At 45.0% G+C, this 26676-nt stretch carries 27 protein-coding genes and 1 riboswitch; of the genes, 25 read left to right on the plus strand and 2 right to left on the minus strand.

Annotation, left to right across the window (positions count from 1 at the left end; translation table 11 throughout):
* Positions 1–2 precede the first annotated feature (2 nt).
* From QY97_RS19620 to QY97_RS13710, 23 genes are all read left to right on the plus strand, one after another.
* Positions 3–3119 (plus strand): hypothetical protein, encoded by a 3117-nt coding sequence (locus tag QY97_RS19620; protein WP_052725905.1) that lies wholly within the window; start codon positions 3–5, stop codon positions 3117–3119.
* Complete coding sequence (locus QY97_RS13620) at positions 3116–3967, plus strand: phage tail family protein (protein ID WP_046128753.1); 852 nt, start codon at positions 3116–3118, stop codon at positions 3965–3967. The genes QY97_RS19620 and QY97_RS13620 overlap by 4 nt, the downstream gene beginning before the upstream one ends.
* A 25-nt stretch (positions 3968–3992) precedes the next feature.
* On the plus strand, positions 3993–6878 hold the full coding sequence (locus QY97_RS13625) for a hypothetical protein (protein ID WP_039237297.1): 2886 nt from the start codon (positions 3993–3995) through the stop codon (positions 6876–6878).
* Positions 6879–6880: 2 nt separating this feature from the next.
* A complete protein-coding gene (locus tag QY97_RS13630) occupies positions 6881–7063 on the plus strand; it encodes a hypothetical protein (RefSeq protein ID WP_039237298.1) in 183 nt (60 codons plus the stop codon).
* Complete coding sequence (locus QY97_RS20475; RefSeq protein ID WP_157761900.1) at positions 7053–7190, plus strand: hypothetical protein; 138 nt, start codon at positions 7053–7055, stop codon at positions 7188–7190. Before QY97_RS13630 ends, QY97_RS20475 begins: the two co-directional genes overlap by 11 nt.
* A 14-nt stretch (positions 7191–7204) precedes the next feature.
* Entirely contained in the window at positions 7205–10435 is a 3231-nt protein-coding gene (locus QY97_RS13635; RefSeq protein WP_039237299.1) for a phage tail protein, read from the plus strand.
* 14 nt (positions 10436–10449) lie between these two features.
* Positions 10450–10623 carry a hypothetical protein gene (locus QY97_RS20480; RefSeq protein WP_157761901.1) on the plus strand — a complete coding sequence of 58 codons (174 nt, stop codon included), beginning with the start codon at positions 10450–10452 and terminating at the stop codon, positions 10621–10623.
* 106 nt (positions 10624–10729) lie between these two features.
* On the plus strand, positions 10730–11038 hold the full coding sequence (locus tag QY97_RS13640) for a hypothetical protein (protein WP_125444178.1): 309 nt from the start codon (positions 10730–10732) through the stop codon (positions 11036–11038).
* Positions 11039–11076: 38 nt separating this feature from the next.
* A complete protein-coding gene (locus tag QY97_RS13645) occupies positions 11077–11490 on the plus strand; it encodes an alanine-zipper protein (RefSeq protein WP_039237301.1) in 414 nt (137 codons plus the stop codon).
* 13 nt (positions 11491–11503) lie between these two features.
* Positions 11504–11743 (plus strand): phage holin, encoded by a 240-nt coding sequence (locus QY97_RS13650; RefSeq protein WP_039237302.1) that lies wholly within the window; start codon positions 11504–11506, stop codon positions 11741–11743.
* A complete protein-coding gene (locus QY97_RS19625; protein ID WP_052725904.1) occupies positions 11743–12522 on the plus strand; it encodes an N-acetylmuramoyl-L-alanine amidase in 780 nt (259 codons plus the stop codon). Before QY97_RS13650 ends, QY97_RS19625 begins: the two co-directional genes overlap by 1 nt.
* Positions 12523–12658: 136 nt before the next feature.
* Positions 12659–13480 carry a GAF domain-containing protein gene (locus QY97_RS13660; protein ID WP_039237303.1) on the plus strand — a complete coding sequence of 274 codons (822 nt, stop codon included), beginning with the start codon at positions 12659–12661 and terminating at the stop codon, positions 13478–13480.
* Positions 13452–13622: a hypothetical protein gene (locus tag QY97_RS20485; RefSeq protein WP_157761902.1), complete on the plus strand. Its 171-nt coding sequence runs from the start codon at positions 13452–13454 to the stop codon at positions 13620–13622. Before QY97_RS13660 ends, QY97_RS20485 begins: the two co-directional genes overlap by 29 nt.
* A gap of 89 nt (positions 13623–13711) precedes the next feature.
* Positions 13712–13933: a hypothetical protein gene (locus QY97_RS13665; RefSeq protein WP_039237304.1), complete on the plus strand. Its 222-nt coding sequence runs from the start codon at positions 13712–13714 to the stop codon at positions 13931–13933.
* Positions 13934–14091: 158 nt separating this feature from the next.
* Positions 14092–14229, plus strand: a riboswitch (FMN riboswitch).
* A 148-nt stretch (positions 14230–14377) separates the two neighbouring features.
* Entirely contained in the window at positions 14378–15466 is a 1089-nt protein-coding gene (ribD, locus tag QY97_RS13670) for a bifunctional diaminohydroxyphosphoribosylaminopyrimidine deaminase/5-amino-6-(5-phosphoribosylamino)uracil reductase RibD (RefSeq protein WP_039237305.1), read from the plus strand.
* 4 nt (positions 15467–15470) lie between these two features.
* Positions 15471–16118: a riboflavin synthase gene (gene ribE, locus QY97_RS13675; protein WP_039237306.1), complete on the plus strand. Its 648-nt coding sequence runs from the start codon at positions 15471–15473 to the stop codon at positions 16116–16118.
* Positions 16119–16140: 22 nt separating this feature from the next.
* Entirely contained in the window at positions 16141–17334 is a 1194-nt protein-coding gene (locus QY97_RS13680; protein WP_039237308.1) for a bifunctional 3,4-dihydroxy-2-butanone-4-phosphate synthase/GTP cyclohydrolase II, read from the plus strand.
* A 15-nt stretch (positions 17335–17349) separates the two neighbouring features.
* Entirely contained in the window at positions 17350–17820 is a 471-nt protein-coding gene (gene ribH, locus QY97_RS13685; RefSeq protein ID WP_039237309.1) for a 6,7-dimethyl-8-ribityllumazine synthase, read from the plus strand.
* A 206-nt stretch (positions 17821–18026) separates the two neighbouring features.
* The gene (locus tag QY97_RS13690; RefSeq protein WP_039237311.1) at positions 18027–19313 is read left to right on the plus strand and encodes an NCS2 family permease; all 1287 of its coding nucleotides are present in this window, start codon (positions 18027–18029) and stop codon (positions 19311–19313) included.
* A gap of 89 nt (positions 19314–19402) precedes the next feature.
* Positions 19403–20395 carry a diaminopimelate epimerase gene (gene dapF / locus QY97_RS13695; protein WP_039237313.1) on the plus strand — a complete coding sequence of 331 codons (993 nt, stop codon included), beginning with the start codon at positions 19403–19405 and terminating at the stop codon, positions 20393–20395.
* A gap of 102 nt (positions 20396–20497) precedes the next feature.
* Positions 20498–21838 (plus strand): D-serine ammonia-lyase, encoded by a 1341-nt coding sequence (locus QY97_RS13700; RefSeq protein ID WP_039237314.1) that lies wholly within the window; start codon positions 20498–20500, stop codon positions 21836–21838.
* An 85-nt stretch (positions 21839–21923) separates the two neighbouring features.
* Positions 21924–22976 (plus strand): mechanosensitive ion channel family protein, encoded by a 1053-nt coding sequence (locus tag QY97_RS13705; protein WP_082090188.1) that lies wholly within the window; start codon positions 21924–21926, stop codon positions 22974–22976.
* A gap of 20 nt (positions 22977–22996) precedes the next feature.
* Positions 22997–23788, plus strand: coding sequence for an NRDE family protein (locus tag QY97_RS13710; protein WP_039237317.1), 792 nt, complete (start codon positions 22997–22999; stop codon positions 23786–23788).
* Between the two features lie 19 nt (positions 23789–23807).
* On the opposite strand, the gene QY97_RS13715 is transcribed toward QY97_RS13710, so the two are convergent.
* Positions 23808–24380, minus strand: a complete 573-nt coding sequence (locus tag QY97_RS13715; protein WP_039237319.1) for a biotin transporter BioY — start codon at positions 24378–24380, stop codon at positions 23808–23810.
* 201 nt (positions 24381–24581) lie between these two features.
* On the opposite strand from QY97_RS13715, the gene QY97_RS19630 reads away from it, so the two are divergent.
* Both QY97_RS19630 and QY97_RS13725 read left to right on the plus strand, forming a co-directional pair.
* Positions 24582–25442 (plus strand): GHMP family kinase ATP-binding protein, encoded by an 861-nt coding sequence (locus QY97_RS19630; RefSeq protein ID WP_052717230.1) that lies wholly within the window; start codon positions 24582–24584, stop codon positions 25440–25442.
* Between the two features lie 103 nt (positions 25443–25545).
* On the plus strand, positions 25546–25890 hold the full coding sequence (locus QY97_RS13725) for a hypothetical protein (protein ID WP_039237321.1): 345 nt from the start codon (positions 25546–25548) through the stop codon (positions 25888–25890).
* 105 nt (positions 25891–25995) lie between these two features.
* Here the strand turns inward: QY97_RS13725 and QY97_RS13730 are convergent, their stop codons facing one another.
* A complete protein-coding gene (locus QY97_RS13730) occupies positions 25996–26460 on the minus strand; it encodes a DinB family protein (RefSeq protein WP_039237323.1) in 465 nt (154 codons plus the stop codon).
* Between the last annotated feature and the right edge of the window lie 216 nt (positions 26461–26676).

A 26676-nucleotide genomic window follows, 5' to 3' on the forward strand; every position in this document is an offset into this window, starting at 1 on the left:
ACATGCAAGAGAATTTCCAGGCGAAGATCGGTGCTGATGTCCGTGATTTTATGTCCAAGATGAAACAAGTGGACCAAGAGATCAAAAATACAGCGACCGAAGCAACAAAGCCCATTAATGCGGATCTCCGCTCCTTTCTTGCAAAGATGGTTCAGGTGGAAACACTCTCGGACATGATCGAACAGCCGGTGGAAAAAGAAGTGCAGGCGGAAGTGGCCGAATTTCATCGAAAGCTCGCAGAAGCACAAGCTAAAGCCAACGCTTTAGCACGAGAACAGGTGCAAGTGCAAGTATCAGCTATCACAGCGGATTTTGATACAAAGATGGCGCAAATGAAAGCGGAGATTGCCTCATTAAGAAGACAGCTTGTTAATGTGCGAGTACAAACCCAATATGAAAGCTTCGGCTATGAAGCAGAAACAGCCAAGTATCAGCGGTTTTATCGAGGTACATCAGAAGAAGCACGCCGCATGTCTCAAGAAATTAGAAATGCGTTCGCCCAGCAACGCGAGGCTATGCGAGGAGTCCGCGATGACTTGATCAAAGCGGAATATGGCTACTTCAAATTAGCACAAAGCGCCAAGGATTACACAGGTACAAGCCAGCAATTCATGGCACAAGTGGCGGCAATGGGCGCGGCTCATAAAAAAGCCACCGATAACATGATCAAAAACAACGAGTTAATGAAGATAAGCTTGATCCAAACAGCTGGGACCATGTTGAACATGTCCACACAAGCGAGCAAGATTAGCGACAATTATGCGCGAATGCAAAATCCGCTCCTGATGGTGAATGCTGCAGGGCTAAAAGCGGCTGACGGATTGAACAAGCTGGCGAATGCCGGTAATGCATCGGTGTTGGCTCTGAAACAGCTGGGACCTACCGCGAACATGAAGGAATTAAACGACATGACACGCATGATCAGCCAAGGGATGATGAGGTTCCAAGCTGTAGCTATGGGGGCAGCGGTGACGTCTTACTTCTTCTATGGCGCCTTACATCAAGCAGCAATGGGCAACCAGGAATATGCGGACTCTTTTAATACCATGCTGGCAACCGTCAGACAGGCATTACAGCCAATGGTGGATGTGTTCACCATGGTAATGACAAAAGTTTATGATTTCATCACAGCAATCGCTCAAATGATTATCAAATTTAATGAAGCACACCCAACGCTTGCTAAGCTAATTCAGGGCGTGATTATGCTTGTCCCTGCTTTAACACTGTTATTATCACCGCTCGCTGTAGGTATCGGCCTCTTTGCTGGTTTCCAGGCAGCTCTCGCTTCCGTATGGCCTTTAATTGCGCCGCTCGTTACTGGTTTAGCGGCCATGAGTGCGACGGTCTGGGTTACAGCGGCGGCGATTGCCGGATTAACAGCGGGCTTGGTGTACTTATGGAATACGAATGAAGGTTTCAGAGCAGCGGTTATTGCGGCATGGGGAACAATAAAAGCTAAGGCGATCGAGGTCTTTCAGGGACTAGTGACAATTATTACACCAGCTTTCGAAGCGGTATCGGTATTCGTCCAGCAAAAGCTAGCTCAAATGAAAACCTTCTGGGATCAGCACGGTACACAGGTTATTCAAGCGGTACAAAATGCTTGGAACATGATCACAACGGTAATTCAGACGGCCATGGCGGTATTGGGACCTATCATACAGGTTGGATGGCAAGTCATAGTAATGATTATCCAATCTGCTTGGGAAGCGATTAAAAACATCATTAATGGCGCTATTAACGTCATCCAAGGGATCATCAAAGTCTTTGCTGGTATGTTTACGGCTGACTTCCAGCTCATGTGGGAAGGCGTTAAGCAAATTTTCCAAGGTGCACTACAGGTCATTTGGGGCTGGATCAACCTTTACTTTATTGGCAAATTTCTTGGACCACTTAAAGGATTCGTCACACAAGCAAAGTCCTTGTTGCAGGCGGCCTGGAACGGCATAAAAAATATCTTTACCAAGACATTGGATGCGATCAAGAGCTTTATCACATCGGCCTTTAACGCGATTAAATCTACGATCGACAAGGCTATGAATGCAGTGAAGTCCGTTATCCAGAACATTTGGAACGGCATCAAGTCCTTTATCAGCAACGTACTGAACTCGATTAAGTCCACGATGACAAGTATATGGAATGCGATCAAGTCTTTGATTACATCCGTGTTGAACGGCATCAAATCCACAGTATCAAGCGTGTGGAACGCCATTAAAGCTAACATCACTAGCGTCATGAATGCGATTAAGGCAGCTATTCAGGCGGCTTGGAATGCTATTAAGTCAGCGATCACAAGTGCATTGAATGCTATTAAATCGACAGTGACAAGCATATTTAACGCCATTAAATCGACGATCACGAGCGTCATGAACGCTGCTAAATCAGCCATCCAGAGTGCATGGAATGCGATCAAATCCGCTGTCACTAGTGCGGTCAATGCCATTAAATCCACCGTGACTAGCGCTTTCAACTCACTGAAATCGACAGTAACAAGCGCTATGAATAACGTAGTTTCAGCGGTCAAGAGCGGTTGGAATAAAGCTGTTTCTTTCTTGAAATCTATTAATCTAGCTTCTATTGGAAGAAACATCATACAAGGTCTCGTAAATGGGATTAAATCAATGGCCGGCGCGGTGTCTTCCGCTATTTCTAGTATCGCGAGCAATATCAAAAGCAGGATCAAAGGTGCTCTAGGGATTCATTCACCTTCTCGTTGGATGCGAGATGAAATTGGGAAGAACATCGTCAGCGGCGTTGTCGTGGGGATCGATCGAATGAGTCGATCTGCTACACAATCGGCAACGAATCTAGCATCCTCTATTATGGATGCCTTCACACCTCAGCTTGCGCTGAACGATGTTCGGATGGCCAGCGATCCGCTTAATGTAGATACACAAATGGCTGAACTAAAGCGTCAAGTACAAGAGGAATTAGATGTTGATCTCTGGATTCACCAGCAGCATGGGGTGGCAGAAGACGGTATTGAAGAAGGGGCAGGCCGTGACATTGTGATTCAAATAGATGGCCAGGAGCTTGCTAGAGTACAGCAGCCGCATCTGGACCGCTTAAATGGCGCGAAGTTGAAACTAGCTCAATACAGAAAGGGGAGAAAGGGATGAGTGGTCATGATTACCTAACCTTTGAAGAGGGCATCGATATTATTCTTGAACGATTAGACGGCGCGCGTTATAGCTTCAAAGAGCATGGCATCGGTGTTCGTGACTTTGTTGTCCGTTCCCCGCACTATGTAACAACTTATGAGGAAGTCGCAAACATGCTGGGGATGCTGGACACCGGCACGAAGCTTGGCTATCGTCAGCTGAAAATGTCTCTTTACTTTGTAGCAGACAGCATGGATCTCTATGCGAAAAAGCGCGATGAAGTCTTCCGGATATTAAACAGCCAGGAAGCTTTCTATATTACCGAATCTCGGCGTCCAATGCAGCGCTGGCTGGTCAAGGTGACTGGAAGCTTTGAACCGGATCAGGCTCGCTTATTCGGCTTTGTCGATGTTGAGTTAGTGTCCGCCTCTCCTTTCGCTGAATCGCCTGGGACCACGCTCAGACAGCCATACACAGATTTTTATTATCCGATAGGTGAAGGGAGAATCAATGAAGGAGATCCACCGGTTCAATATGTATTCACAGAGAATACCTTTTCAGTTTTTAATGATTCAGATATAACGGTGGATCCCAGAAACATGGATGTCTTGATCGAGTTCGTGGGCGAGTCCAATGATCTTACCATTCGAAACCTAACGACCGGCGATGCCTGGAGCTATAATGGCTCCAGCTCGGTTGGGGATGTCATTCGGTTGGAGGGCATTCGATCGTTAAAGAATGGCCAGAGTATTTTCGGTCAGACGAACAAAAAGCTCATTCGCCTTGATTCTGGCTGGAATGACTTTGAGATCAGCGGGGCTAGCGACTTCGTGATCAGCTTCGATTTTAGATTTTATTACTTATAGAGATATAGAGAGAGGAGCGGTCCGCTTGCAGGTACAAAATAAGCAATCCATTACAGTGGACCTTCGTCGGTCCATGACTATGCCGGTCCCGCGTTATCGGCAACATGATACAAATATCCTTGAAATTAAAGTTCTTGATAACGCGCAGCCAGCTGATTTATCCAATGTCACTTGGATTACCGCTGCTTATAAACGGCCAGATAAAGAAGTCGTTTCAAGAATAGTATCCAAAGAGGGGAATGTTCTCACCTATCAGATCGGAAAAGAGGAATGCGATTATCCGGGCAAAGGCGAGTTGATGATCCAATTCTATGAAGGGGATCAGCGTCTTTCCACGATGAAAATTCAAGTGATTATCGACTCTTCTTTCGAACCGGATATCGAAGGGACAGAAGATCTTCAACTTCTTCAAGAGCTATTTATTGAGGTCGATACACGGCTGGCTGATATTAATCGCACGAATGAAATCTATCAAGTGAATGAAGCAAAGCGTAAAGAAAATGAAGTAACTCGACAAGATCAGGAAGCGGCTCGTTTGGCTGCAGAGAATAGGAGAGAAGCCGCTGAAACGACTCGACAAGAACAGGAGTCAGCTCGGCAAACAAATACAGCACAAGCCATCAGTGATGCAGTAGCGGCTACACAACACGCGGCCACCCAAGGGGATTATGCGAAAGAGCAAGGTGACTATGCCAAGACTCAGGGCGATGCAGCGGCTCAGCGCTTAGCGGAGTTGAACAATGCAGACGCCGCTCAGCTGGATGATCGGCTGACAGAAGTTGAAGGTAGACTATCAGAAACTGGACGGCACACACAGATCCTTGAACCAGGCATGAACATTCTGGATGCGAATGTAGCTACACCGGTTGATTTTGAGATTCAGGGACGCACGCTTATAAACTTGCTAGGCAAAAAAGGAGGATTTGAAACCGCAAGCACTTCTGGTGATACCGGTGAATACTGGACAGCCATTGGCACTGGAAACCCTCTTTATGCGTATTTCTCTATTGAAAACGGAAGACAAGTAATTGAATCCAGAGAAAATACAACCTTTTCTGGTAGAGTGCAAATACTTAACCTGTTATATGAACCGGGAAAGTATTATGTGGCGGTGACGGAGGTTGAAACGGTCGGTATAGGAGCGTGGACAGGAGTAAGAAGCAACGGATCTGGTGGATTAGGAGCTACCAGCAATACTGCCAGAATACCAGCAGATTTCAAAGGGGTATCAGTTAACAAAATTGCTGGAACCGGTGGGGATGGATGGATCCAACTAAGTGCTGATAGAGACGCAGGGCAGACGAAAATAGGAAAGGTTTATTTTGATAATGTAAGAATATACGAAATCACAAGAGCGGAATATGAAAAAATCGGTTTGGAATGGACGGATGAAGAAGTGGCCCGTCGTTATCCATATGTAGAACATGCACAGCATTTACAGAATCCGTATGTGATAGCGCAGGGTGAGAATTTAATGCCGCCATTTCATACGTGGAGTATACCAACAGCAGACATGCCCGCGTTAAGTCAATCACCCTATGAATATGTAACGGAAGTAAAAACACATACAAAATATATGGAGTCACCTGTTATTGATGTGGTGAAAGGCAGGGAATACACTTTCTCCCTAAATAAAGATAAAACAGTTCAATTTGCTATACGCGATGCGGTTACAAATGAATATCTGTATGGTTATACAACAAATAACAGCCGTACTTTCACAGCGACTTCAGATAAAATCATTATTTACATGAGAACTGGAAGCAGCGTGGATCCTATTGATAATCCTTATACTTTTTCGCGCCCTATGCTGACACCGGGAAACACAGTTAAGCCATTCACGCCAAGCAACCCATCTTTTCTATACGCAGAAACCAAACTGGCTTCCGTCGGTAACAGAAAAGATGTACTTTACAAAGAAGAAGGCCGCTGGAAGGTGCGACATACTATCGAAAAAGAATTTATTTTAGATGGTTCATTAGATTGGAGGTTAAGCAGCGTAGTTAGTACAGACTTAAGTTTTAAAAGATTTATTATTGGAATTTTATTACCGGGTATGAGTCAAATGAGCGACCAAATGATTGCTTATGATTATATGTACAATGTTTATAAAGGAATAACTTTGAATGCTTCTAATGCTACGCCTAAGCCTTTTCAAGTTGGAAGCGGAAATGTTAATCCGTTTATCACGGTTCCGAACAGTTTAACAGGTTTTGGCGAATCCTATGCACCTACGAATGATGAAATCAAAGCTTACTTCAATGGTTGGAAAGTCAAAACATCTGATGAGACCGGTAAACCAATCGCCTGGATCTCCGTGGTAGATAGCACAGATGCACCTACACAAACCCTGGAATATGTCAGTACCAATCGCGCATCAAACTATACGCCGTATAAATTGAGTTACGCTCTTTCCTTTCCTGTCACAGAAGAAGTGGATGTGGAAGGTGATATTGTCGCAGACGGCTTGACACAGATGGAAGTGGGGAGCGGCGTGATTGTAAGGGAGAAATTAACGCCACAACTGGTGAACGGCAATCTTTATTATATGAACCATATCCCATATAAAAACACATTGGAGAATAAACCGGATAGATTCATTGCTGTTTACAAAGGCAGAGAAATAGATAATTCGTGGATCACCAACAGACATGCGAATTATTACGGCGGCATAGGATTGCAATCTTCAAATGTGGATCCAGAAGCGGATTATTATGTTACGTATATTGTTCAAGAGAAACACCGCTTCACCACCAACCCTGTCGATGTGAAAGCCATGTTCGCGAAGAATATCCGCTCTGCTTATGATGATCTAGCTGTAAAGGTTTCAGACATAGCTACGGGCCAAACAGCGTTAAATACGCTGACAGCTGAGCTGTTAAGAAGAATTAAAGCATTGGAGGGGGCTTAACAATGCAAGATATAAGTCTGCTAGATGACTATTTACAACGTCTTGGATATGATACCACCGCGAAAAAGTCATTTTTTCAACAAAATGAAGAGATGGCTTCTGTTCTTGTCACCTTTCTCATGTCGGAATTAGACGTGCTGAACAAACGGATAACAGAACTGGAGGCGGAAATGAATGCTAAATGAAATTTATCTCAATATGTACCGAGTTGCAGTAACAAGCAATCGTTTACCAATTGAATTTATTCCGAAGCCTTATCGAGAAGTATTGAAAAGAGAATTAGAAGAACAAGAGGTGACACCGACTGAATAGGAGGTGTATTTTTTATGTTATCAGTTACGAATCTAAACGGAATAACAGAACCACTGACGAATATACAAGGTGCGGAGATTGAAGAAGAAGTGAATGGGGGCTTTACGCTCTCCTTCGCTTCTTTTTTTGATAATAACCCGGGTTATGAATTACTAGAAGAAGAATCAGTCGTTGAGCTGGACGGCCATGAGTTTACAGTTAAGCACATGACCGAGGAGAATGGCTGGAAAGAGATCGTAGCCGAACATGTTTATTTTAGCCTGATAGACAGCTGGCAGCCTGAAACTTTCGGCGGCGCTCGTACCATAGAAGAACTCGCGCCATTTATCCTGGATGGCACTGGCTGGACTTGGGAAGTGGAGTCAGGGATTCCGGCGGCTTTTGTGCCTAACTTTGGTGATGATAACCGCCTGAGCCTCAGTCAGACCGCATGTGAGGCATTTGAGTGTGAAGTAAAGATTCTCCCAGGCCGTCACCTTCGATACGCTAAAGAAATCGGTCAGGATAGGGATGGACAGCTTCGCATCGGTCATAACATCGTAACGTTAAGAAGAACGATTGATACCACAAAGCTGGTCACTGTAGGCAGGGGGCATGGTGCAAATGGCTTAAAAGTAGAGTGGCGCTCTCCTAACATTGCTATTTATGGCGAGCGGTACGGTGAGCCGATTGTCGATGAACGCTTCACAGTCGCGGATCATTTACGCGAAAAGGTACGGCAAGAGACTCAGGATGTGCCAGAAACAACGATCGAGCTAACGATTGCAGAGATTCGAAAGGCTGGATATGAAAATCCTATTGAGCTAGGAGATTGGATCTGGCTGATCGATGAAGACAAGGATCTAATCATTCATGTGCGCGTGGCTAAAATTAAACGCTTCCCATTCGAGAACAAGTCACCAGTTATCACCTTGTCAAACGTCGAGAAAAAAGCGAGTGACATTTTGACTGAAGTCAGGGTCGAAATCGATGAAAATATGCGTCAACATCGCTCTCGCATTGATCAGACGAATGAGCGTATCACCTTGGAAGTGCAACGTTTAGACGGGGAATTCATCGAGGCTTACAGTCTGATCGAGCTGACAGCTGAGCAGATTCGGAGCGAAGTCGTTGAATATAACAAACAACTTGAGAATGGCATCTCGGATAATACATCTAGCATTACACAGCTGGCAAATGAAATTACATCTAGAGTCACAATGACCGCTTTCGAGCAAGGGCTACAGAAAAATTTGAATGATGCCAATACCTATGCGGACCAGCGAGAGGCAGCTGCTAATGAGTATACTGACGGGCGTCTAGTGATGGTGGATGAGCGGCTGACGAGTGCAGAATCATCGATCACACAACTCGCAAACAGTATTACCTTAAAGGTGGATCAAACGGTCTATGAAAATGGCATTCTAAATGCTCAGACCTATGCAGAGCTAGAAGCAGCTGAGGCTGAGAAAAACGCGAAAGCTTATGCAGAGACTCAGGCGAATAATGCTAGGGACGCGGCTCAGGATTATGCTGATGGTCTGAAGGCATCTATTAATTCTGATATTAATAATGTCAAACAGAGCATCACAGACCTGGAAGGCACAATTAATAGCAGTTTTAAAGATGGTGTGATTCAGGAGTCTGAAGCACGAGCCATTGAAAAATATATCAACTCGCTGGCCGCTGAAAAAGCTGATCTGGATGGCCGGTACAACACGATCTATAGCAACATCGAATTGACCGGTGCCTCAAAGACGGATCTCGCCACCGCGAAAGCTTCCTATGATTCGGCTTATACCACTTTGATCAACTCTATTAATATAGCTATCGCAGATGGAAAGACAAACAGCACCGAAAAAGCAGATGTTGATGCAAAGTTTAAATCATATCAAACAGCAATCTCTATTTTGGCCCAACGACTTGATGAAGCTATTGATGCCATTGCTCAGGTCAAGGCTGATGCTGCAGAATTTGACGCAAATCAATACACTGACAGCCAGATGACCATCGTCAACGGAGAGATTAGCGATGTGAGCGGACGAATTACGAGCTTAAATGAATATATTGATGGCAGTTTTAAAGACGGCGTAATCAGTACTGCCGAAAGAGAAGCATTATCTTCTCATATTCAGCAATTGAATAACGAAAAGGCCGGCCTGGATAGTCAATACACAGCGATTTATTCAGATACACAGCTGACAGGAACAGAAAAGACGAGCCTTGCTTCAGCAAAAACGGCCTATGATACCTCGCATGCTAGCTTAATTGATGCAATTAATACCGCGATTGTAGACAATACCGTTACCACTGAAGAAAAGATGGCAGTCGATAATGCTTTTGCTTTTTATCGAACTGCTCTCGGTACGTTACAACAACGTTTCGAGGAAGCGGTAAAAGTTATCGCACAAGCGAAGGCAGACGCTGCTGAAGATGCGGCAAACAGCTATACAAACGGCATTACAAGTCCAATGGTAACAAGAATTACTGAGGCAGAATCATCAATCATACAACTCTCAAATGAAATCAGCAGTAAGGTGAGCGAAGACGTCTATCTGACTGATCAGGTGGTTCTACAGGGAAATATCGATGATCTGGAGAGCACGGCAAGTAGCTTGGCTTTTCGTGTGTCTTCAGCTGAATCAGAAATCAAGCAGCAGGCTAGTCAAATATCGAGCAAAGTCAGCTACACCGATTTTAATGGCAACGAAGTAATGTCGCGTATTAACCAAACAGCAACGACGATAAAAATGGATGCACAAAAAATTGAAATGACCGGCATTACAGAAGTCGCCAATCAGCTTCACATTGGCGGCCGAGGAACCTGGGGAGATAAATCGCTGATTTTCTCCAATGATTCTGGGATTGATAGCTGGAACAGTCGATCCATGTCGCTTGTGGCGCTAGGTGGGAATATTCACACAGAATGCAATGAATTCCGCTTTGATTCATATTTTCCTGGATCAGCAGCTGTTTTGAATATTGGAACGGCTGCGGATGTGATTTGGGGCAAACATGCACCACCAGCTCCTTCCTATGTTGCAAGTGCAGGTAATGCCGATAGATTAGACGGCTACCATGCTTCTTATTTTAGCGTAAGTGGTCATAACCATGATAGCCGATATAGTCGAATAGGGCATAGTCACTACGGTGATTACGTCCGAGATTATTTCGGTCAGTATTTGGATTTATATATTGATAACGCTACAAACCGATTGGTTGTCAGAAGAAATGGGTCAATTGTAGGTAGTGTAGCATTAACGTAAAGGGAGGAAAGAGGATGCAAAGCAATGAGTTAGGGTTTACTGCTGATTATTTGGCCGAAAAAGTGCGTAAGGCGAATGAAGAGGCAGCTGTTTATTATGGAAAGCTCATGATGGCGAACAATCGTATTAAAGAGCTGGAGGCCAAATTATCTAAATATGAAGAAAAACAAATAGAAGAGAAGGAATAAAGGGCACAAGCTCGTTTTTTACTTTAAAAATAAAGGAGAGAGAAAAATGAACATCACTATCCACCTGCGAGATGGTTTGAAAATAACAAAGGAGAGCGTGGGCTTCGTGGCTGAGGAGTGCGCGGAAACACTAAATAATCGTCAAGCGCTAGTAACAGCTATAGATGATATTGTGATTAATAAAAATGAGATTAAAATGATCACCCCGGCAGATGAGCCGTCCAATCCTAATATCGAGGTTCACTTGCACGATGGAAGCATTTTACGATTATTAGATGATAACTATTCTGCTGCAACTATTGTACAGAAATTCAATGAACCGTCCGTATTGATGGCAGCGGTGGGGGATGGAGTTATCAATAAAACTATCGTGAAAATGATTACACCGGTTAGTATAGAAACAGCTACAGCGTAACGGTATTGAATTCTTAGATAGAGAAAGGGGGATTGGGTGTGTCTGAAGAAAGGGGCGGCCTTATGACCACGGAAAGTTTCGCGCTAAAAATGTTTGAAGAGATAGGCGGCCTACGAGGAGATTTAAAAGAAGTGTCTGCTACGATGAGAGGTATTGATGAAAAGCTGAACCACATGAATGATAAAATCGAGGATGTAAAGCTTATAGCAAAAGGGGCAGCAGAAACAGCATCGATTGCGAATGATACGGCTAGCAAGTCGCTAAACATGGCTGAAGATAATAAAGAGGATATTGAGCGCCTTTTCGAGAAGTTCCGCGAAAAAGATAAAGAGAGAAAAGCAGACCGTAAAGAGACATCAGATAAGATTGTGAAATGGGTAGGAATTGTAGTTCCAGCGAGTATCGGGATTACGAGCCTTATTGTGACGATCATTCTTAACTTTTCCAATTAAGGAGGACAAATAAATGAATAAAGTCGACACTGGAACGATCGTGCGGACGGTCGTTCTTTTTGTTGCGTTAATTAATCAATTATTAGCGGCGTTCGGATACAGCCCTTTGCCTTTTGAGGACCACGAAGTTGAAATGTTTGTTTCAACCTTGGTTACTGCCATCACTTCAATTATTGCATGGTGGAAAAACAACAATATTACTTGGAAAGCACGCAAGAATGCTCAGTATTTAAAGAAAGGCGGTCTTGAATAATGGCTAAAAACATCATTGTATGTGGACATGGTGCAGGAGATCCGGGCGCAGCGGCCAATGGCATTAATGAACGGGATTTCATCCGCCAAGAACTTGCACCACGAATCAAAAAGTATGCCGGTTCAGAGGTTGAAATTTATGATATGTCTAAGAACTGCTATAAGGAAACGAAAAGGGGGCGCGGCATTTACTCACTTAAAGACAAAAATGTCATTGAATTTCATTTGGATGCGGCATCCAGCAGTGCTAAAGGCGGGCATATTATTTTTGGGTCTGGATTAAAAGCGGATGCTTTGGATGAACGCCTGGCCGGTGTCATTAAAAAACACTTTGGCTGGAGAGGCAATAAAGCTTTTCATCCACGAAGCAACCTTTTAAATGCAAACACAGCCAAGCGAATCGGGGTGAATTATCGCCTCGTGGAAGTTTGTTTTGTAACTAATCCAAGTGAAGTCGCTTATCTAAAGAGAAACATCGACCAGGTCGCGCGTGATTTTGCCTCGGCGATTATCAATAAAGAGTTAAACACAGCCACATCAGCAAGTGCGACACAAACAACTAAAAAGGAGGAGATAGCAATGTTTTTGCCACCAGAAAGCATGCATGCGTCCGTCAGCAAAGTGTTGTTGCGTTTTGCCGATAAAAGTGTTCATGGAGATAAAGCAATTGATCTATCATGGCGTGAGCGATATTTAAAGGGAGAGCTAACACAAAATGAAGCGGTTGGACTGATTTATACGGCTTTAGAACGTGGATTAGTTATCGGAGATAAGAAGTAATCAAGGGCCCTGCTCTTAGCAGTGGGGCTTATTTATGGAAGTAGAAGAAAAAGGTACCTGAAATTTATAAAAATACCATGCCTGTAGAGGGGAAATGTGGTACTATTTATCTATTACTGATATAGGGGGTGAATGAATGAATTTTATTACGGAAACACAGACTTTTAACGAATTAGATCAATCACTTTCTAGCCAGGTTGATAACCTCCCTCCGTCATTATTCTTATGGTTGTTATACATTTTAATTATATTTGGTATACTTTATCTGGGGGTAAGGATTTGGAAGGTGCACAAAGCTCCTGGATCGGATTTGATCAAAGAGTACAAAGAAAACTTAGAGAAGACTATGGATGATTCTATGCAAAAGTCTCAGATATTGACATTGATTGATCAGGTTAGTAAGGAGATACCTTATTTATTAGAATTAAATCGAACAAATCAAAAGTCCCAACTAACTGCCCACGGAAGAAAAGTAATGGACATGATAATAGAACAGATTCCATTAACTTTAAAAAGCATGAAGAAAATTAACCACAGGTGTGCAATTTTCGTGGTAGATGATGAGGATCCTAGTCAATTGAAAATTTTTGAGGGCTGTGGTTTCAGTGTAAAAGGCAAGGAAAAGTTACGTCTTAAAATTAGCTCTTCGATAGCAGGAAAAACTTTGTCTAAAGGTGAATATACATATTGTAAGGATGTAACGGAAGACAAAAACTTTCAGAAAAAACCCGAGGCTACTAAGACATATTATTCACTATTATGTTGTCCTATAATGTTGAACTCAAGCCCAATAGCGGTTTTGAGCATAGATGGATCAGTGAAGGATTGTTTTTCTGAGGACGATATAGCTTATTTCCAATTGTTCTCAAACCAACTAGCTATAATTTTCGACGTAGTGGGTAAAGATAATATTGAAGGAGGAGTTTGGTATGAGCAAGAAATACAGGACGCTAGATGAAGCTAGAAGAGCCTACTTGAACGGAAAGATTACTGCTTTAGAATTTTCATCTTTGATGAAAAAGAATACAATCGCTGACAATGAGCGAAAACAAATCCAAAAAAAGTCGAAAAAGATTGAAAGAAAGTTAGCAACAGTTTAAAGTCTGCTTTATCGAGCAGGCTTTTTTATTTATAGAAGGAATTTGTTCATACATAGCGAATAATCACAGTTCATAAAGGAGGAGAGAACATGTTAGAAGACATCAGAAACAGCAAAGAACTAGAGGAGTACATATTTGAAAATGATGTGGATCTTCGCCACAAAGGGAGCGGCCTTTCGGTTGCTATTGTGGAACCAACAGAAGAAGGCGAGGAGATGGCAATCATATTGAATGATGGCACAGAGGTAGAGTTTCCAGCTAATCAGCTGAGTGAATTATTTGAGGCAGCGCCATTAGAAAGAAAGAAATGAAAAACTTTTCAGCAGTTTTAATTGGGGACGATGGGGACGAATTGGGGACCAAATTCACCAAAAACGTTTATTTTCCATCGAAATTAATCATAAAGAGAAAGTTAAAAACCTTGACACAATCGCATTTTAAGGGAGATAATAAGATATAAATTGAATAGGATATCCTTCGGGGCAGGGTGAAATTCCCTACCGGCGGTGATGAGCCTGCGCTCTCAGCCCGTGACCCGCATTCGTTTGCGGTGGATTCGGTGAAATTCCGGAGCCGACAGTGATAGTCTGGATGGGAGAAGGATGAAGCAGCGCGTTAAAAATAAACGTTTTTAATGCTTATTTGGCTATGCCTTTTCGCCCCGTATATTACATATACGGGGCTTTTCGTTTACTGGCTGTGAACGCGATTCATGTGGCGAAAATCTTGCTTTTATAAGGAAGGGATTTGCGAACATGTTAAAGGAACACTATATGGAGTTAGCCCTGTCACTTGCAGAAGGGGTGAAGGGGCAGACGTCCCCCAACCCGCCTGTCGGTGCTGTTGTAGTGAAGGATGGACGCATTCTTGGAATGGGCGCTCATCTGAAAGCCGGTACGGCTCACGCGGAGGTGCATGCGCTCTCTGCAGCAGGAGAAGAGGCGCGCGGCGCGGATATGTATGTTACATTAGAGCCGTGCTCGCATTATGGAAAAACTCCGCCTTGTGCGGACTTAGTAATTGCTTCAGGTATTAAAAGAGTCTTCATTGCGACTGTCGATCCGAATCCGCAGGTGAGCGGCAGAGGAATCGCAAAGCTGAAGGCAGCCGGCATTGAGGTAGAAACAGGGATCTGCGAGGAAAGAGCCAATCGCTTATTACAGCCATTTTTTCATTATATCCAGTACAAAACACCATTCGTCACGATGAAAACCGCCGTTACAGCCGACGGCAAAACCGCTGCTTACACAGGCCATAGCCGGTGGATCACCAGTGAACCGGCGAGAGAGGATGTGCATCGTCTCCGCAATGAGCATGACGCTATTCTGGTCGGTGTAAACACCGTGCTTCAAGATAACCCACTCCTTACCACCCGTTTGCCCCACGGAGGAAAACACCCCATTCGAGTTATTTTAGATACTCATTTACGTACACCCGTGACTGCCAGAGTCATTGAGAACAAAGAGGCAGATACCATGATTATTTGCGGCAAAGATGCGTCTGAGGAAAGAGAAGAGGCACTGTTGCAGAAGGGAGCTGACATTATTCGTCTGGAAACTCCCGAGATTGCTATTCCTCTTTTATTAGAGACATTAGGAGAAGAAGGCATTATGACGCTCCTCGTTGAAGGCGGCGGAGAGGTGAATGCATCCTTTCTCCAAGAGAAAGCCTTCCAGCAAATGATCATTTACGTGGCGCCTAAGCTAATTGGCGGCAAAACCGCTCCTACCTTCTTTGGCGGAGAAGGCTTTGCGGCCATGGATGAATCGGTCCAGCTGTCATTTGACAAGATAGAAATGATTGGACCAGACGTGAAAATTACAGCTTCACAGAAGGAAGGATGAGACCATGTTCACTGGGATTATCGAAGAAATTGGGACAGTGAAGGAAGTCATGCCTGCCACCGAGTCTCTCGAATTGGTCATTGCGGCCTCTAAAGTGCTTGAGGATGTTCATCTTGGGGATAGTATCGCCATCAACGGCGTGTGCTTAACTGTCACAAGCTTCACAGAAGATGCCTTCACCGCAGATGTTATGCCAGAAACCTTTCACTCCACTTCACTAAGCAAAGTAAGACGCGGGTCGAAAGTGAACTTAGAGCGGGCTATGTCCGCCAACGGCCGCTTTGGAGGGCATTTCGTATCAGGCCATGTGGACGGCGTAGGAACGGTTTCAGGCAAGAGGCAGGTGGAAAATGCTCTGTATATGGATATCACGTATCCATCAGAATGTGCTTCTTATTTAATGCCAAAAGGGTCAGTCGCACTCGACGGCACCTCGCTGACGATTTTCGGCGTAAACGAGAAGGAGTTAACGATTTCACTCATTCCTCATACGCAGGAAGAAACAATATTGGCACAAAAGGCGATCGGGGAGCCGGTGAATATCGAATGTGACATGCTGGCAAAGTATGTCGAGCGGATGGTAAATCGTCAACCTGAAAAGCCTTCCTCGAATATCACGATGGAACTGCTTGAAAGAAACGGCTTTGCATAATTAAGGATACGGGGTGAAGACAATGTTTGCATCAATAGAAGAAGCATTAGAAGACTTGAAACAAGGAAAAGTTGTAATTGTAGTGGATGATGAAGACCGTGAGAACGAAGGCGATTTCATTGGGCTGGCAGATTTAGCGGATGCCGAGATGGTGAACTTTATGGCAAGAGAGGGGCGCGGCCTCATTTGTGTACCAATTGAAGAAGAGAAAGCTGAACAGCTCAGCTTGGATATGATGGTGAGCCATAATACGGATAGCCATGGGACAGCCTTTACGGTGAGCGTTGATCACATCTCTACTCATACAGGCATTAGCGCGTATGAGCGGGCTGCAACGATTCGGGAGATGATGCATAAAGACGCCGTTCCATCTGATTTTAAACGTCCGGGTCACATCTTCCCGCTGATCGCGAAAGAAGGCGGTGTATTAAAAAGAGCCGGCCATACGGAAGCAGCGGTTGATTTAGCAAAGCTTGCTGGATACCAAGGAGCCGGTGTCATTTGTGAAATCATGAAAGAGGACGGAACAATGGCGCGTCTGCCGGACTTAGTTGAACTAGCGGAGAAGCTGGATTTAAAAGTGATCACCATTCAGCATTTAATCGAATATCGCCGAAATAAAGAGGAGCTGGTCAACCGGGAAGTAGAGATTCAGCTGCCGACGGAGTACGGTGATTTCAGAGCGGTAGGTTACACGGAGAAATTAACAGGGAAAGAGCATGTAGCGCTCATTAAAGGTGAAGTCAACGATGGTGAGCCGGTTCTTGTCCGCGTACATTCGGAATGCTTAACAGGAGATGTGTTCGGTTCCAATCGCTGTGACTGCGGTCCGCAGCTGCATGCGGCTCTTATGCAAATTGAGAAAGAGGGCCGGGGCGTGCTTCTTTATATGCGTCAGGAAGGCCGTGGAATCGGTCTGATTAACAAAATGAAAGCCTATAAGCTGCAAGAGCAAGGATACGATACAGTAGAGGCGAATGAACAGCTTGGCTTTGCGGATGACTTGCGCGATTACGGCATCGGAGCGCAAATCCTGCGCGACCTCGGCATTCAAGAGATGCGACTGTTAACTAACAACCCGCGCAAAATTACGGGGTTGAAAGGGCACGGCCTGGAGGTTGTCGAGCGCGTGCCGATTGAAATGCCGGCGAAAGAGGAGAACCGCCGTTATTTAGAAACAAAAATAGAAAAGCTGGGTCATTACCTGCATATTTAATGAGGAGGAAGAAGGATGAGTCGTACATTTGAAGGGAATTTAATCGGAACAGGTTTAAAAATAGGAATCGTTGTTGCCCGTTTTAACGAATTTATTAACAGCAAACTGTTAAGCGGTGCAGAAGATACACTTCGCCGCCATGGCGTGGAGGAAGAGAATGTAGAAGTCGCTTGGGTGCCGGGTGCTTTTGAAATTCCTTTGATTGCAAAGAAAATGGCGAATAGCGGAAAATACGACGCAGTTATTACACTAGGAACGGTTATCCGCGGTGCAACTGCTCACTTTGATTACGTAAGCAGCGAAGCGACAAAAGGTGTAGCTCAAGCTAGCATGGAAGCTGGCATTCCTGTCGTGTTTGGTGTATTAACAACAGATACAATTGAGCAAGCAATTGAGCGTGCGGGTACAAAAGCTGGCAATAAAGGAGCAGAAGCTGCTGTGACAGCGATTGAAATGGCGAATTTAATCAGAGCGATCGAAGGCTAATTCGCAGAAGCTGAATGAGTGTGTTAAGAAAACCGGCCAACCGAAAGGGGCCGGTTTTTTGATGTGAAAGGTGAGAGCAGAGTGCATTCTCTATGTTGTCATCAAAGTTGTTTCTTCAAATTCACTTTGATACAATACCTTTTGTGGCTGAACCGAATGAATCGGGGAAGCGGGTGGGAGAGGGATGTAAAAGAGGTATATGCCTAATGAAGAAACGCGGAGGTTTGTTTCAATTAGCGGCACATGAGACAACGGTGAGAAAGGAAGTAACAGCCGGTCTGATCGGTTTTTTTACCATTTTGTATATTGTCGCTGTAAACTCATTAATTTTGTCAGAAGCTGGTGTTCCATTTGAAGGAGCAGTAGTAGCAACGATTCTCACGTCTTTCGCAGGCTGTTTAGTGGTGGCTTTATGGGCAAATGCCCCGCTGCTTCTTGTGCCTGGCATGGGCATTAATGCAATGTTCACCTATACATTCGTGCAAAGCATGGGGTTAACCTGGCAGGAGGCACTCGGTGCAGTAGTTGTATCGGGCATACTGTTTATCATCGTTTCGGTGACAAGGGCGGCTGACCAGCTGAATGCAGCTATTCCTGCCTCATTGAAGGAAGCCATTTCCGTGGGGATTGGATTCTTCTTAATCCTGCTTGGACTGGAGAAAGGCGGACTCGTCGTACAGGGAGAGCATACGATTTTGGCGCTCGGCGATTTGGGCGATCCATCGGTCCTCATCACGATTTTGACATTGCTTGTGACGTTTATTGTCTTTCTGAAAGGGATTCCTGGCAGCTTTCTGTGGAGCATTGTGTTCGGCACGCTTGTCACGTGGGCGGCCGGTCTTCTGCCTGAAGCAGAGACATCTTCTTTTGACTTCTCATCGTATAGAGAGGTATTTTTCGCCTTTTCACTCGATGGCTGGTTGTCCGTGTCATTCTGGTCTGCCGTGTTTTCATTGACGATGGTGCTCATATTTGAGAATGTCGGGCTGATTCATAGCCAGACAACGATGGCTGGCCGGCCTGAAAAGTTTAAGCGTTCGCTTCAGGCGCAGGCAGCTTCCACATTAGCTTCGGGCATCTTCGGTACGAGTCCGACAGTGTCGACAGCAGAAAGCTCAGCAGCCATTGCCGCTGGCGGACGAACTGGGCTGACATCACTCACAACAGGCGTATTATTTCTGCTTTCGATCTTTGCGATTCCTTACATGAAATGGATTCCGGATATGGCGATCGCACCGATTCTTATCATGATCGGCAGCCTGATGGTGCAGAATATCCGCCAGCTTGATTTACATGATTGGACAGAAGCGTTGCCGGCTATTTTAATTATCGTGATCATCCCATTTACGTATAGCATAGCAGATGGCATTGCGTTCGGCTTTATTTTATATCCGTTAGTCAAGCTGTTTACCGGAAAGTGGGAGGAACTGTCGAAGCTTTTAGTGCTGCTTTCTTTCTTGTTTTTAATTAACTTTTTCCTACACTATATGTAAAATTCAAAATAATTTCAAAAGAAATCGTAGACCAGCTTTTGATACTTCTGATATGCTAAAAGAAACGTATATAGATTGAGGGGATTAGTGTGGAAATTCAATTGATTAAATGCCATGGTTCAGGCAATGACTTCCTGTTAATAGATGAATGGACGAATGGCTACTCATTTACGGAGGAAGACCGCAGAAACTTATCTGTGACGCTCTGCGACAGAGAGTCCAGCCTAGGAGCAGATGGCATTTTATTCGTGCTTGAAAGCAAAAAAGCGGACGCAAAAATGCGTATTTTCAATTCAGACGGGTCAGAGGCTTCTATGTGCGGGAATGGTCTGCGCTGTCTTGGCCGCTACGTGTGCGAGCTGCTGAATAAGGATGAAATTGTCGTTGAGACAATGAAAGCCGACCTGAAGGTAACAAAGGACGAAGAATTGTACAGCGAGGTGCCAACCTACCGGGTAGAAATTTCACCAGTACTGTTTGATTTGGAGAGCCTGCCGATGCATCTTGAAGGCAAGAATACGCTGCTTAATGAGAAGGTGCCAAAGCTGTCAGAAACAATTTCCTTCTCAGCTGTTGCGGCGCCGAATCCGCACTTAATTGCGATCGTTGGCAAAGAGCAGATAGCATCGGATGAGCAGAAGCAGATTGCGGAGTATTTGAACGGTCCGAATCCTGTCTGCCCGGATGGCGTGAATGTCAGCTTTGTGCATTCAATCGAGCCCGGCAAGATTTATGTTCGCACCTTTGAACGCGGCGTGGGCTTTACGAATGCATGCGGTACAGCGATGTCCGCTTCTACGCTAATTTCCTGTCTGCTTGGGTATAACAAGCTTGAAGAGGTCGTAGAGATCTACAACAATGGCGGGAAGGTACGCTGTGAAACACATAAAAAAGCAAACGGCGATTATTGGATTGACTTAATCGGCAATGCTACTTATTTATATGATGCTTCAGTCGAGATATCGCTTGAACATCCAGCTTCCTTCCGTGTAGCAGAGAAGAAGGAAAGAGATGAGCAGGAGCAATATGATAAGCTCGGCCGTGAAGTAAAAGGCTTGCTTCAGACGACTGTATTTGCCTAAAGCAATGAACCATAATCCTAAGAAGAAAGGCTTTCTTCTTAGGATTTTTTTGCTTCCTGGCAAGCAGAGGTGATGAATTGAATAGAAAATGGGGGGAAACAAATGACACTTAATAAGCAGGATTTAGAGCAGATGGTTCAAAAGTGGCCGCTGTTAGCAGACATGAAGGCTGGTCATGAGGTAACCTGGCTGAATGACCAGAAATCAAAGCAAGAGTCCAGTCATTGGCCGATTACACTGAAGGATATGAAAGAGGCAGATGAACGGCTTAAAAGGTTTGCGCCGTTCCTTGCGCATGTGTTTCCGGAGACAAAGGCAGCCGGCGGCATCATCGAATCCCCGCTAATAGACATCAGCGGGATGAAAGCATTTCTTGAGCAGCTGCACGGCCAAACGATCGATGGCCGCTTGCTGTTGAAGGCGGATCACCTGCTGCCGGTAGCAGGCTCTGTGAAGGCGAGAGGAGGAATGTATGAGGTACTGAAACTTGCCGAAAGCCTAGCGATAGAACATGGTTTTCTATCGCTGACAGATGATTATCGCAAGCTGGATTCACCATCTATGAGGGAGTTCTTTTCTCGTTATTCTCTCTCAGTCGGGTCAACGGGGAATTTAGGGCTCAGCATTGGCATGACAGGAGCGGCTCTTGGTTTTCAGACAACGGTTCACATGTCTGCAGATGCAAAGGAATGGAAGAAGAATCGGCTAAGAGCACGAGGCGTGAATGTAGTGGAGTATGCCGACGATTACAGCCGTGCAGTTAAAGAGGGAAGAAAGTTAAGCGAGCAGACAGCTGACAGCTTCTTTGTCGATGACGAGCAATCAAAAGAACTATTTACAGGCTATTCTACATCTGCTCTTCGTCTGGAGCAGCAATTTAAGGAGCAGGGAATTCAAATTGATGAACAGCACCCGCTCATTGTCTACATACCGTGCGGGGTCGGCGGAGCGCCGGGAGGCATCTTTGCTGGGTTAAAGAGAGTGTTCGGAGATCATGTATATGGTTTCTTTGCTGAACCAATAGAGGCTCCGTGCATGCTTATCGGTTTAATGACAGGGCTCCATGATGAAGTCTCCGTGCAGGATATCGGACTGGGCGGGAGAACAGAAGCAGATGGGCTCGCTGTCGGTCGTCCGTCCAGCTTCGTTGGCAAGGCTGTTGAACCCCATTTAGATGGTATCTTTACCGTCACGGACGAAAAGCTGTTTGCTTATTTATATACATTGTTTACTTTCGAAGGAGAAAAGCTGGAGCCGTCTGCGCTTGCAGGGATGGAAGGACCGATTAGGGCTGTAAAGAGCGGCTGGATGGCATCTGCCTTAACAGAGCAGCAAAGAGCAGGAGCAGTTCATCTCGTTTGGTCTACAGGAGGCAGCCTCGTGCCGCAAGCAGAAATGAACGCTATGCTCGAACGGGGAGAGAAGCTGAGCGGAACGATATAGATATAGAGGAAAGAAGGCGGCCGCTGTTTAGCCTGAAGCTAGATAGGTAAAAGGATAGAGAGACTGACGAAATAGTGGTGATGACATGGAGGAGTTACAGGCGTTGTTTGCTTCTGAGCGCACTATGCTTCGGTTTGTGCAATTCTTTGCTCTATCGGGCCTGATCTTATTTGGGAAATGGCTTATTATGAAAATCGTAAAAGGACGGAAGGTTGCATCAGAGCTGTGGAACAAGGAGCTTGTTCCTTTGCTGAATACGACGTTAAATTGGCTGACCTTTTATGGTGTTCTTATCCTCTTTCTGCATCTCTTTTCAGAGGAAAACTGGCTGTTTTATCCGCTGTATACATCCGGCGAAGTACAGGTTACAGTTTTTCTCATCCTGGTCGCGGTCCTGATTGTTTCCCTGGCTCATCGGCTTGTGAAAATCTTTAATCGGTTTGTAATGAGCCGGCTATATGAGTTTTATGGACTGGATACAGGCATGAGCTATACATTAAATCAGATCATTTATTATATGGTGATGCTCATTGCGCTAGCTGTCAGCTTTACAACAGTCGGTTTGAACTTATCGGCTGCTGTGGCTGTGTTAAGTGTGCTCGGCATTGGGATTGGTTTTGGGATGAGGAATGTGGCCGGTAACTTCGTATCGGGCATAATTATTCTATTTGAGCGTCCCATTGAAGTAGGGGAAATCGTCGAAATTAAAGGACAGGTTGGGCGGGTGGAAGAGATTCGCCTGCGGTCTACCGTTGTAAGAACGGCAACAGAAGGAACGCTGATCGTTCCGAACCAGCACTTTATCGAGCAGATTGTACCGAACCGGTCGGGAGCAGAGATTATGGCGAAGGTGAAGGTCGAAGTAGATTTTGGACAGGATACAGAAAGAATCGAACAGCTTCTGCACGAGGCCGCTGATCGGGTGATAGGCGAAAGGGAAGTGCGCTTGATGGGACCCAAAAATGTCCGTTTTATTGACTTTCGCAATAAAGCAATGGTATTTATAGTAGAGATGCCTGTTCAGAGTATCGAAATTCAGCAGAAGATTGAAAGCAGAATGCGTCATGCCATTGCGGCGTTGTTTCAAGAGAACGAAATCGAGCTCGCTTCACAGCCGATTGAAATCGAGAAAACTTAGTGGCCGGGAAGGTGCTGTTCATGTGTTTAATTAATTTTCAGTTTCAAAGAGATGCAGAGTACCCATTTGTCCTCGCAGCAAACAGAGACGAGTTTTTCACTCGTCCAACGAGACAAGCCCACTTTTGGAAAGACGAACCGGGCGTTCTGGCGGGACGAGATTTAGAAAAACTGGGCACCTGGCTCGGCATAACGAAAAGCGGACGGTTTGCTGCATTAACGAACTTTCGTGATCCGGCCGAAAAGGCGGATGGAAAGAAGTCGAGAGGGGAACTAGTCCGTTCATTTTTATCAGGCACCGCCAGCCCGGAATGGTTTATGAAGGAATTACAGAAGGAAAGAACCAGCTATCCTGGCTTTAACTTGCTTGCAGGAACATTAGATGAATTGTGGTGCTACAACAATAGAACGGATGATCTTCGAAAGGTTTCTCCGGGCACCCACAGCTTAAGCAATGCCTGCTTAAATTCTCCGTGGCCTAAATCGGAAAAGGGAAAGGCTTCTCTCGATAATTGTCTGCAGCATGATCGAGAGAACTTGTCAGCCTGTTTATTTTCCTTCCTGCAGGACCGTCAGCAGGCTAAGGATAAGGACTTGCCGGCTACTGGTGTGCCGCTTGAGAAAGAGCGTGTGCTTTCTTCTATTTTTATTGAGGATCACGAAAATGATTACGGCACCCGGTGTTCGACGGTGCTGCTTATAGACCGTCAGCAGAACGTGTACTTTGCTGAAAGAACTTACTTGCACGGTCAGTTGGCTGGAGAAGAAGTATTTCAATTTGCTATCGAACGAGAAAAAGACACAGCTGAATAATTCAGCCGTGTCTTTTTCTTTAAGCCGTACGTTTAGATGAAGAATACGGCAGCAGACGGGCAGAGGCCAGGCGCTTGCGTATTTCGATGCCGAGCCACGCGGACAGCAGTGCCTTGATGACTCCGCCAATGAGAAATGGAAGAAAACCAGCCGCAAAAGCTTCCGGCCAGGAAAGTGAAGCGGCAACCTTCAGCCAGGCTGTACCCATAAAGAGGTTAATAAACATGCCGATGACGTTGGCGATAAAGGCGTGTGTGACCGTAGCCTTCGTAGCCTCAATATACCAGCCGATCACAAAGGCAGAAATAATAAAGCTGACAATAAACCCTCCTGTCGGGCCTACAATAATGCCCATTCCACCGCTCATTCCCGAGAAAACAGGAACCCCCACCGCACCTAGCAGCATGTACAGCAGGGCGGACAGAGCGCCATATTTCGAGCCGAGAATCGTTGCAGCAAGTCCGACGGCGAGTGTCTGCCCGGTAATCGGCACAAGCGGCAGCGGAATAGTCACTTGCGCAAGTATACCGATGATAGCAGCGAAAATAGCAGAGGTCAGCATCATCCTAAGTTTTTCACGTTGAGCATTCATATCTTTTCCTCCAAAGTTAGGTAAATAATTTGTTAACCAAATTCTAAACTAAGATAACTAATAACGTCAACAATAATTTATTTCATATTGTGCAAAATTCAAATTAATAAACCATAACATTAGCAATTGGAGGAGTCTGAAAAAAAGATTATAATAGATCGAAAGAATAAAAAAAGCCGTTATTGGCTGAGGTGAGTGCGTATGAGAAAAGGAAAGGGAAAAGCTTATGGAACATTTGGAGAATTGGCGCAAGGCGAGGTTGCCGGTCAGCCATTTTTATTTACTTTACCAGTTCCTTGGGGAAGCCGGGTTGTATTTGTCCCTCGCTCTTCAACGGACCTTCGGACAAACCGGCCGCATAAAAAGAAAATGCTGAGAGCCGCAGAGCGGACGATGCAGCATCTTGGAAAAAGGACGGGGGGCTTTCTGTCAGTTCATTCCCGGTTGCCGGAAAGCAAAGGCATGGCGAGCAGTTCTGCCGATATTACGGCTGCTGTCAGGGCTGTCGCTTCAAGTCTCGAAACGAATTTGACTGATGGAGAGATTGCGGCGATTGCTGCTGAAGTCGAGCCGACAGATGGGGTCATGTACAGAGGCATCAGCGCTGTTAACCAGCAAACGGGCCAGTTAATCCGTTCTTATCCGGTGCCTCCAGATCTTCTTTTAATCGGCTATGATAGCGGCGGGAAGGTCAATACAGAGAAGTACGGCCTGAGTAAACGGGAATATTCCTTGCAGGAAAGAAGAGAAATGCAGGAAATTTTTACAGATATGGATGCAGCTCTTACATCTAATGACCATAATACTATTATGTCAACTTCAACGAGGAGTGCAATGTTAAATGAGCGATTCTTGCCGAAACCGTTTTTTTCCTTATTTCATGAGCTGGCAGAAAAACATCACGGCGGGGTCGTCGTCGGTCACAGCGGTACCGTGATCGGGATTCTCCTTTGCCAAAAGGAAGCTGCCTGGAAGGAGAAGGCACGATTGATTGAGCAGGCAGTGCATGAAAGGACGGGATGGAAACCAATCATTAAAGCGTCTATCCCTGAAGCTAACTAACAAAAAAGCCGAAGCCGTAAATGAACTCCATCAACTAACAGGGCAAGCTAGCTCAGTAAGAATGAACCAATGCCTAGAGGAGATTGAATAGGCGATTGAATCTATGCCATGCGTATGCGAACGAGGAGAAGCTCATAAATTAAAAGTCGAGGGGAATGTGGGAGCAGACCCTATATGGTGCAGTCAATGCGGACATAACTTGGATTTAGCAAATATTCCACTTTCGAAGAAGTTAAGAACTGAGTTACTGAGGTGGGGAAGTGGATATGGCAAGTGGATTGACTGGGATAAAGATGAGTTAGCCCGAGGCGGTATCGAAATGGAAGATGAACATAATAACCAGGGAGCTAAATTAACGGAAAAAGCAAAGAGAGAACTTAGTGGGCAATATCGGGTGAAGTTTTCACCATCTACAATTGCGCGAAGCTATGCTAATAATAAACGATAACACTGAGCAAGTTGACGATTGTCCTAATGGAAGAAGAATGACAACAGCCCGCACGCAAGAGGTCTAACTGTTGTGTGCGGGCCTATCATTCGTTTGAGTTCGTTTTTATTTATTCAGTACTTTAAGCTGGGACTGAATAATACCTATATGCATACCTTCATGGAAAAGCGAGAAGTTAATTAGATCATCAATTGTTTTTAAAGCAAGCGGTCCGATCGCAAGCTCCTGAGCAGGCTGGTCAGAAAGACGCTCTTCGAAATACTGCTTCACCCGCTCTGTCTGGCCAGAAAGCAACTCGATCATTTCCTGCTTGGAAGGACCGTTATCCGTCCATTCTGAAGGTCTTGTACCTGTGCTGAAAAGTGAAGCATACTCTTCTGCTTTCACCGCTTCATAACCAGGGGCAGCCACCTGAAGTAAGGACTCTAAAGATATGTAAATGTGGCCTGCATTCCATTTAATGGTGTTGCCGAATCCTTCGGGTTGTGTATTCCATTTTTCTTCCTCAATCGCTTCAAGCGTGCCGACAGTTGCTGACCGGGCAAATTCTAAACGCTCCCAAATTGCCATGATTCATTCCTCCTTTTTGTAGTCCCTTTCATTATAAGGGCATTCGAAGGAAAAATAATACTATTTCGCTCAGTTTGTTTATGTGTCAGGAGAAGCATCTAAAAAAAAAGCCGCCGGCTGGTAAGGAGGGCACTGAAAAAGTCTAATTTTTATTAAAGGCAGTTGAAAGTTCAATCTAATGAACTTTCAACTGCCTTTTTACTTTATAATATTGTT

The sequence above is a fragment of the Bacillus thermotolerans genome (genome assembly GCF_000812025.2).
In the GTDB taxonomy this organism is placed as follows: domain Bacteria; phylum Bacillota; class Bacilli; order Bacillales; family Domibacillaceae; genus Quasibacillus; species Quasibacillus thermotolerans.

Bases quoted from the DNA above. Each gene is read 5' to 3' on its own strand.
- QY97_RS19620 (WP_052725905.1), top strand. From the start codon at position 3: ATGCAAGAGAATTTCCAGGCGAAGATCGGTGCTGATGTCCGTGATTTT.
- QY97_RS13620 (WP_046128753.1), top strand. From the start codon at position 3,116: ATGAGTGGTCATGATTACCTAACCTTTGAAGAGGGCATCGATATTATT.
- QY97_RS13630 (WP_039237298.1), top strand. From the start codon at position 6,881: ATGCAAGATATAAGTCTGCTAGATGACTATTTACAACGTCTTGGATAT.
- QY97_RS20475 (WP_157761900.1), top strand. From the start codon at position 7,053: ATGCTAAATGAAATTTATCTCAATATGTACCGAGTTGCAGTAACAAGC.
- QY97_RS13635 (WP_039237299.1), top strand. From the start codon at position 7,205: ATGTTATCAGTTACGAATCTAAACGGAATAACAGAACCACTGACGAAT.
- QY97_RS20480 (WP_157761901.1), top strand. From the start codon at position 10,450: ATGCAAAGCAATGAGTTAGGGTTTACTGCTGATTATTTGGCCGAAAAA.
- QY97_RS13650 (WP_039237302.1), top strand. From the start codon at position 11,504: ATGAATAAAGTCGACACTGGAACGATCGTGCGGACGGTCGTTCTTTTT.
- QY97_RS19625 (WP_052725904.1), top strand. From the start codon at position 11,743: ATGGCTAAAAACATCATTGTATGTGGACATGGTGCAGGAGATCCGGGC.
- QY97_RS13660 (WP_039237303.1), top strand. From the start codon at position 12,659: ATGAATTTTATTACGGAAACACAGACTTTTAACGAATTAGATCAATCA.
- QY97_RS20485 (WP_157761902.1), top strand. From the start codon at position 13,452: ATGAGCAAGAAATACAGGACGCTAGATGAAGCTAGAAGAGCCTACTTG.
- QY97_RS13665 (WP_039237304.1), top strand. From the start codon at position 13,712: ATGTTAGAAGACATCAGAAACAGCAAAGAACTAGAGGAGTACATATTT.
- ribD (WP_039237305.1), top strand. From the start codon at position 14,378: ATGTTAAAGGAACACTATATGGAGTTAGCCCTGTCACTTGCAGAAGGG.
- ribE (WP_039237306.1), top strand. From the start codon at position 15,471: ATGTTCACTGGGATTATCGAAGAAATTGGGACAGTGAAGGAAGTCATG.
- QY97_RS13680 (WP_039237308.1), top strand. From the start codon at position 16,141: ATGTTTGCATCAATAGAAGAAGCATTAGAAGACTTGAAACAAGGAAAA.
- ribH (WP_039237309.1), top strand. From the start codon at position 17,350: ATGAGTCGTACATTTGAAGGGAATTTAATCGGAACAGGTTTAAAAATA.
- QY97_RS13690 (WP_039237311.1), top strand. From the start codon at position 18,027: ATGAAGAAACGCGGAGGTTTGTTTCAATTAGCGGCACATGAGACAACG.
- QY97_RS13700 (WP_039237314.1), top strand. From the start codon at position 20,498: ATGACACTTAATAAGCAGGATTTAGAGCAGATGGTTCAAAAGTGGCCG.
- QY97_RS13705 (WP_082090188.1), top strand. From the start codon at position 21,924: ATGGAGGAGTTACAGGCGTTGTTTGCTTCTGAGCGCACTATGCTTCGG.
- QY97_RS13710 (WP_039237317.1), top strand. From the start codon at position 22,997: ATGTGTTTAATTAATTTTCAGTTTCAAAGAGATGCAGAGTACCCATTT.
- QY97_RS13715 (WP_039237319.1), bottom strand. From the start codon at position 24,380: ATGAATGCTCAACGTGAAAAACTTAGGATGATGCTGACCTCTGCTATT.
- QY97_RS19630 (WP_052717230.1), top strand. From the start codon at position 24,582: ATGAGAAAAGGAAAGGGAAAAGCTTATGGAACATTTGGAGAATTGGCG.
- QY97_RS13725 (WP_039237321.1), top strand. From the start codon at position 25,546: ATGCCATGCGTATGCGAACGAGGAGAAGCTCATAAATTAAAAGTCGAG.
- QY97_RS13730 (WP_039237323.1), bottom strand. From the start codon at position 26,460: ATGGCAATTTGGGAGCGTTTAGAATTTGCCCGGTCAGCAACTGTCGGC.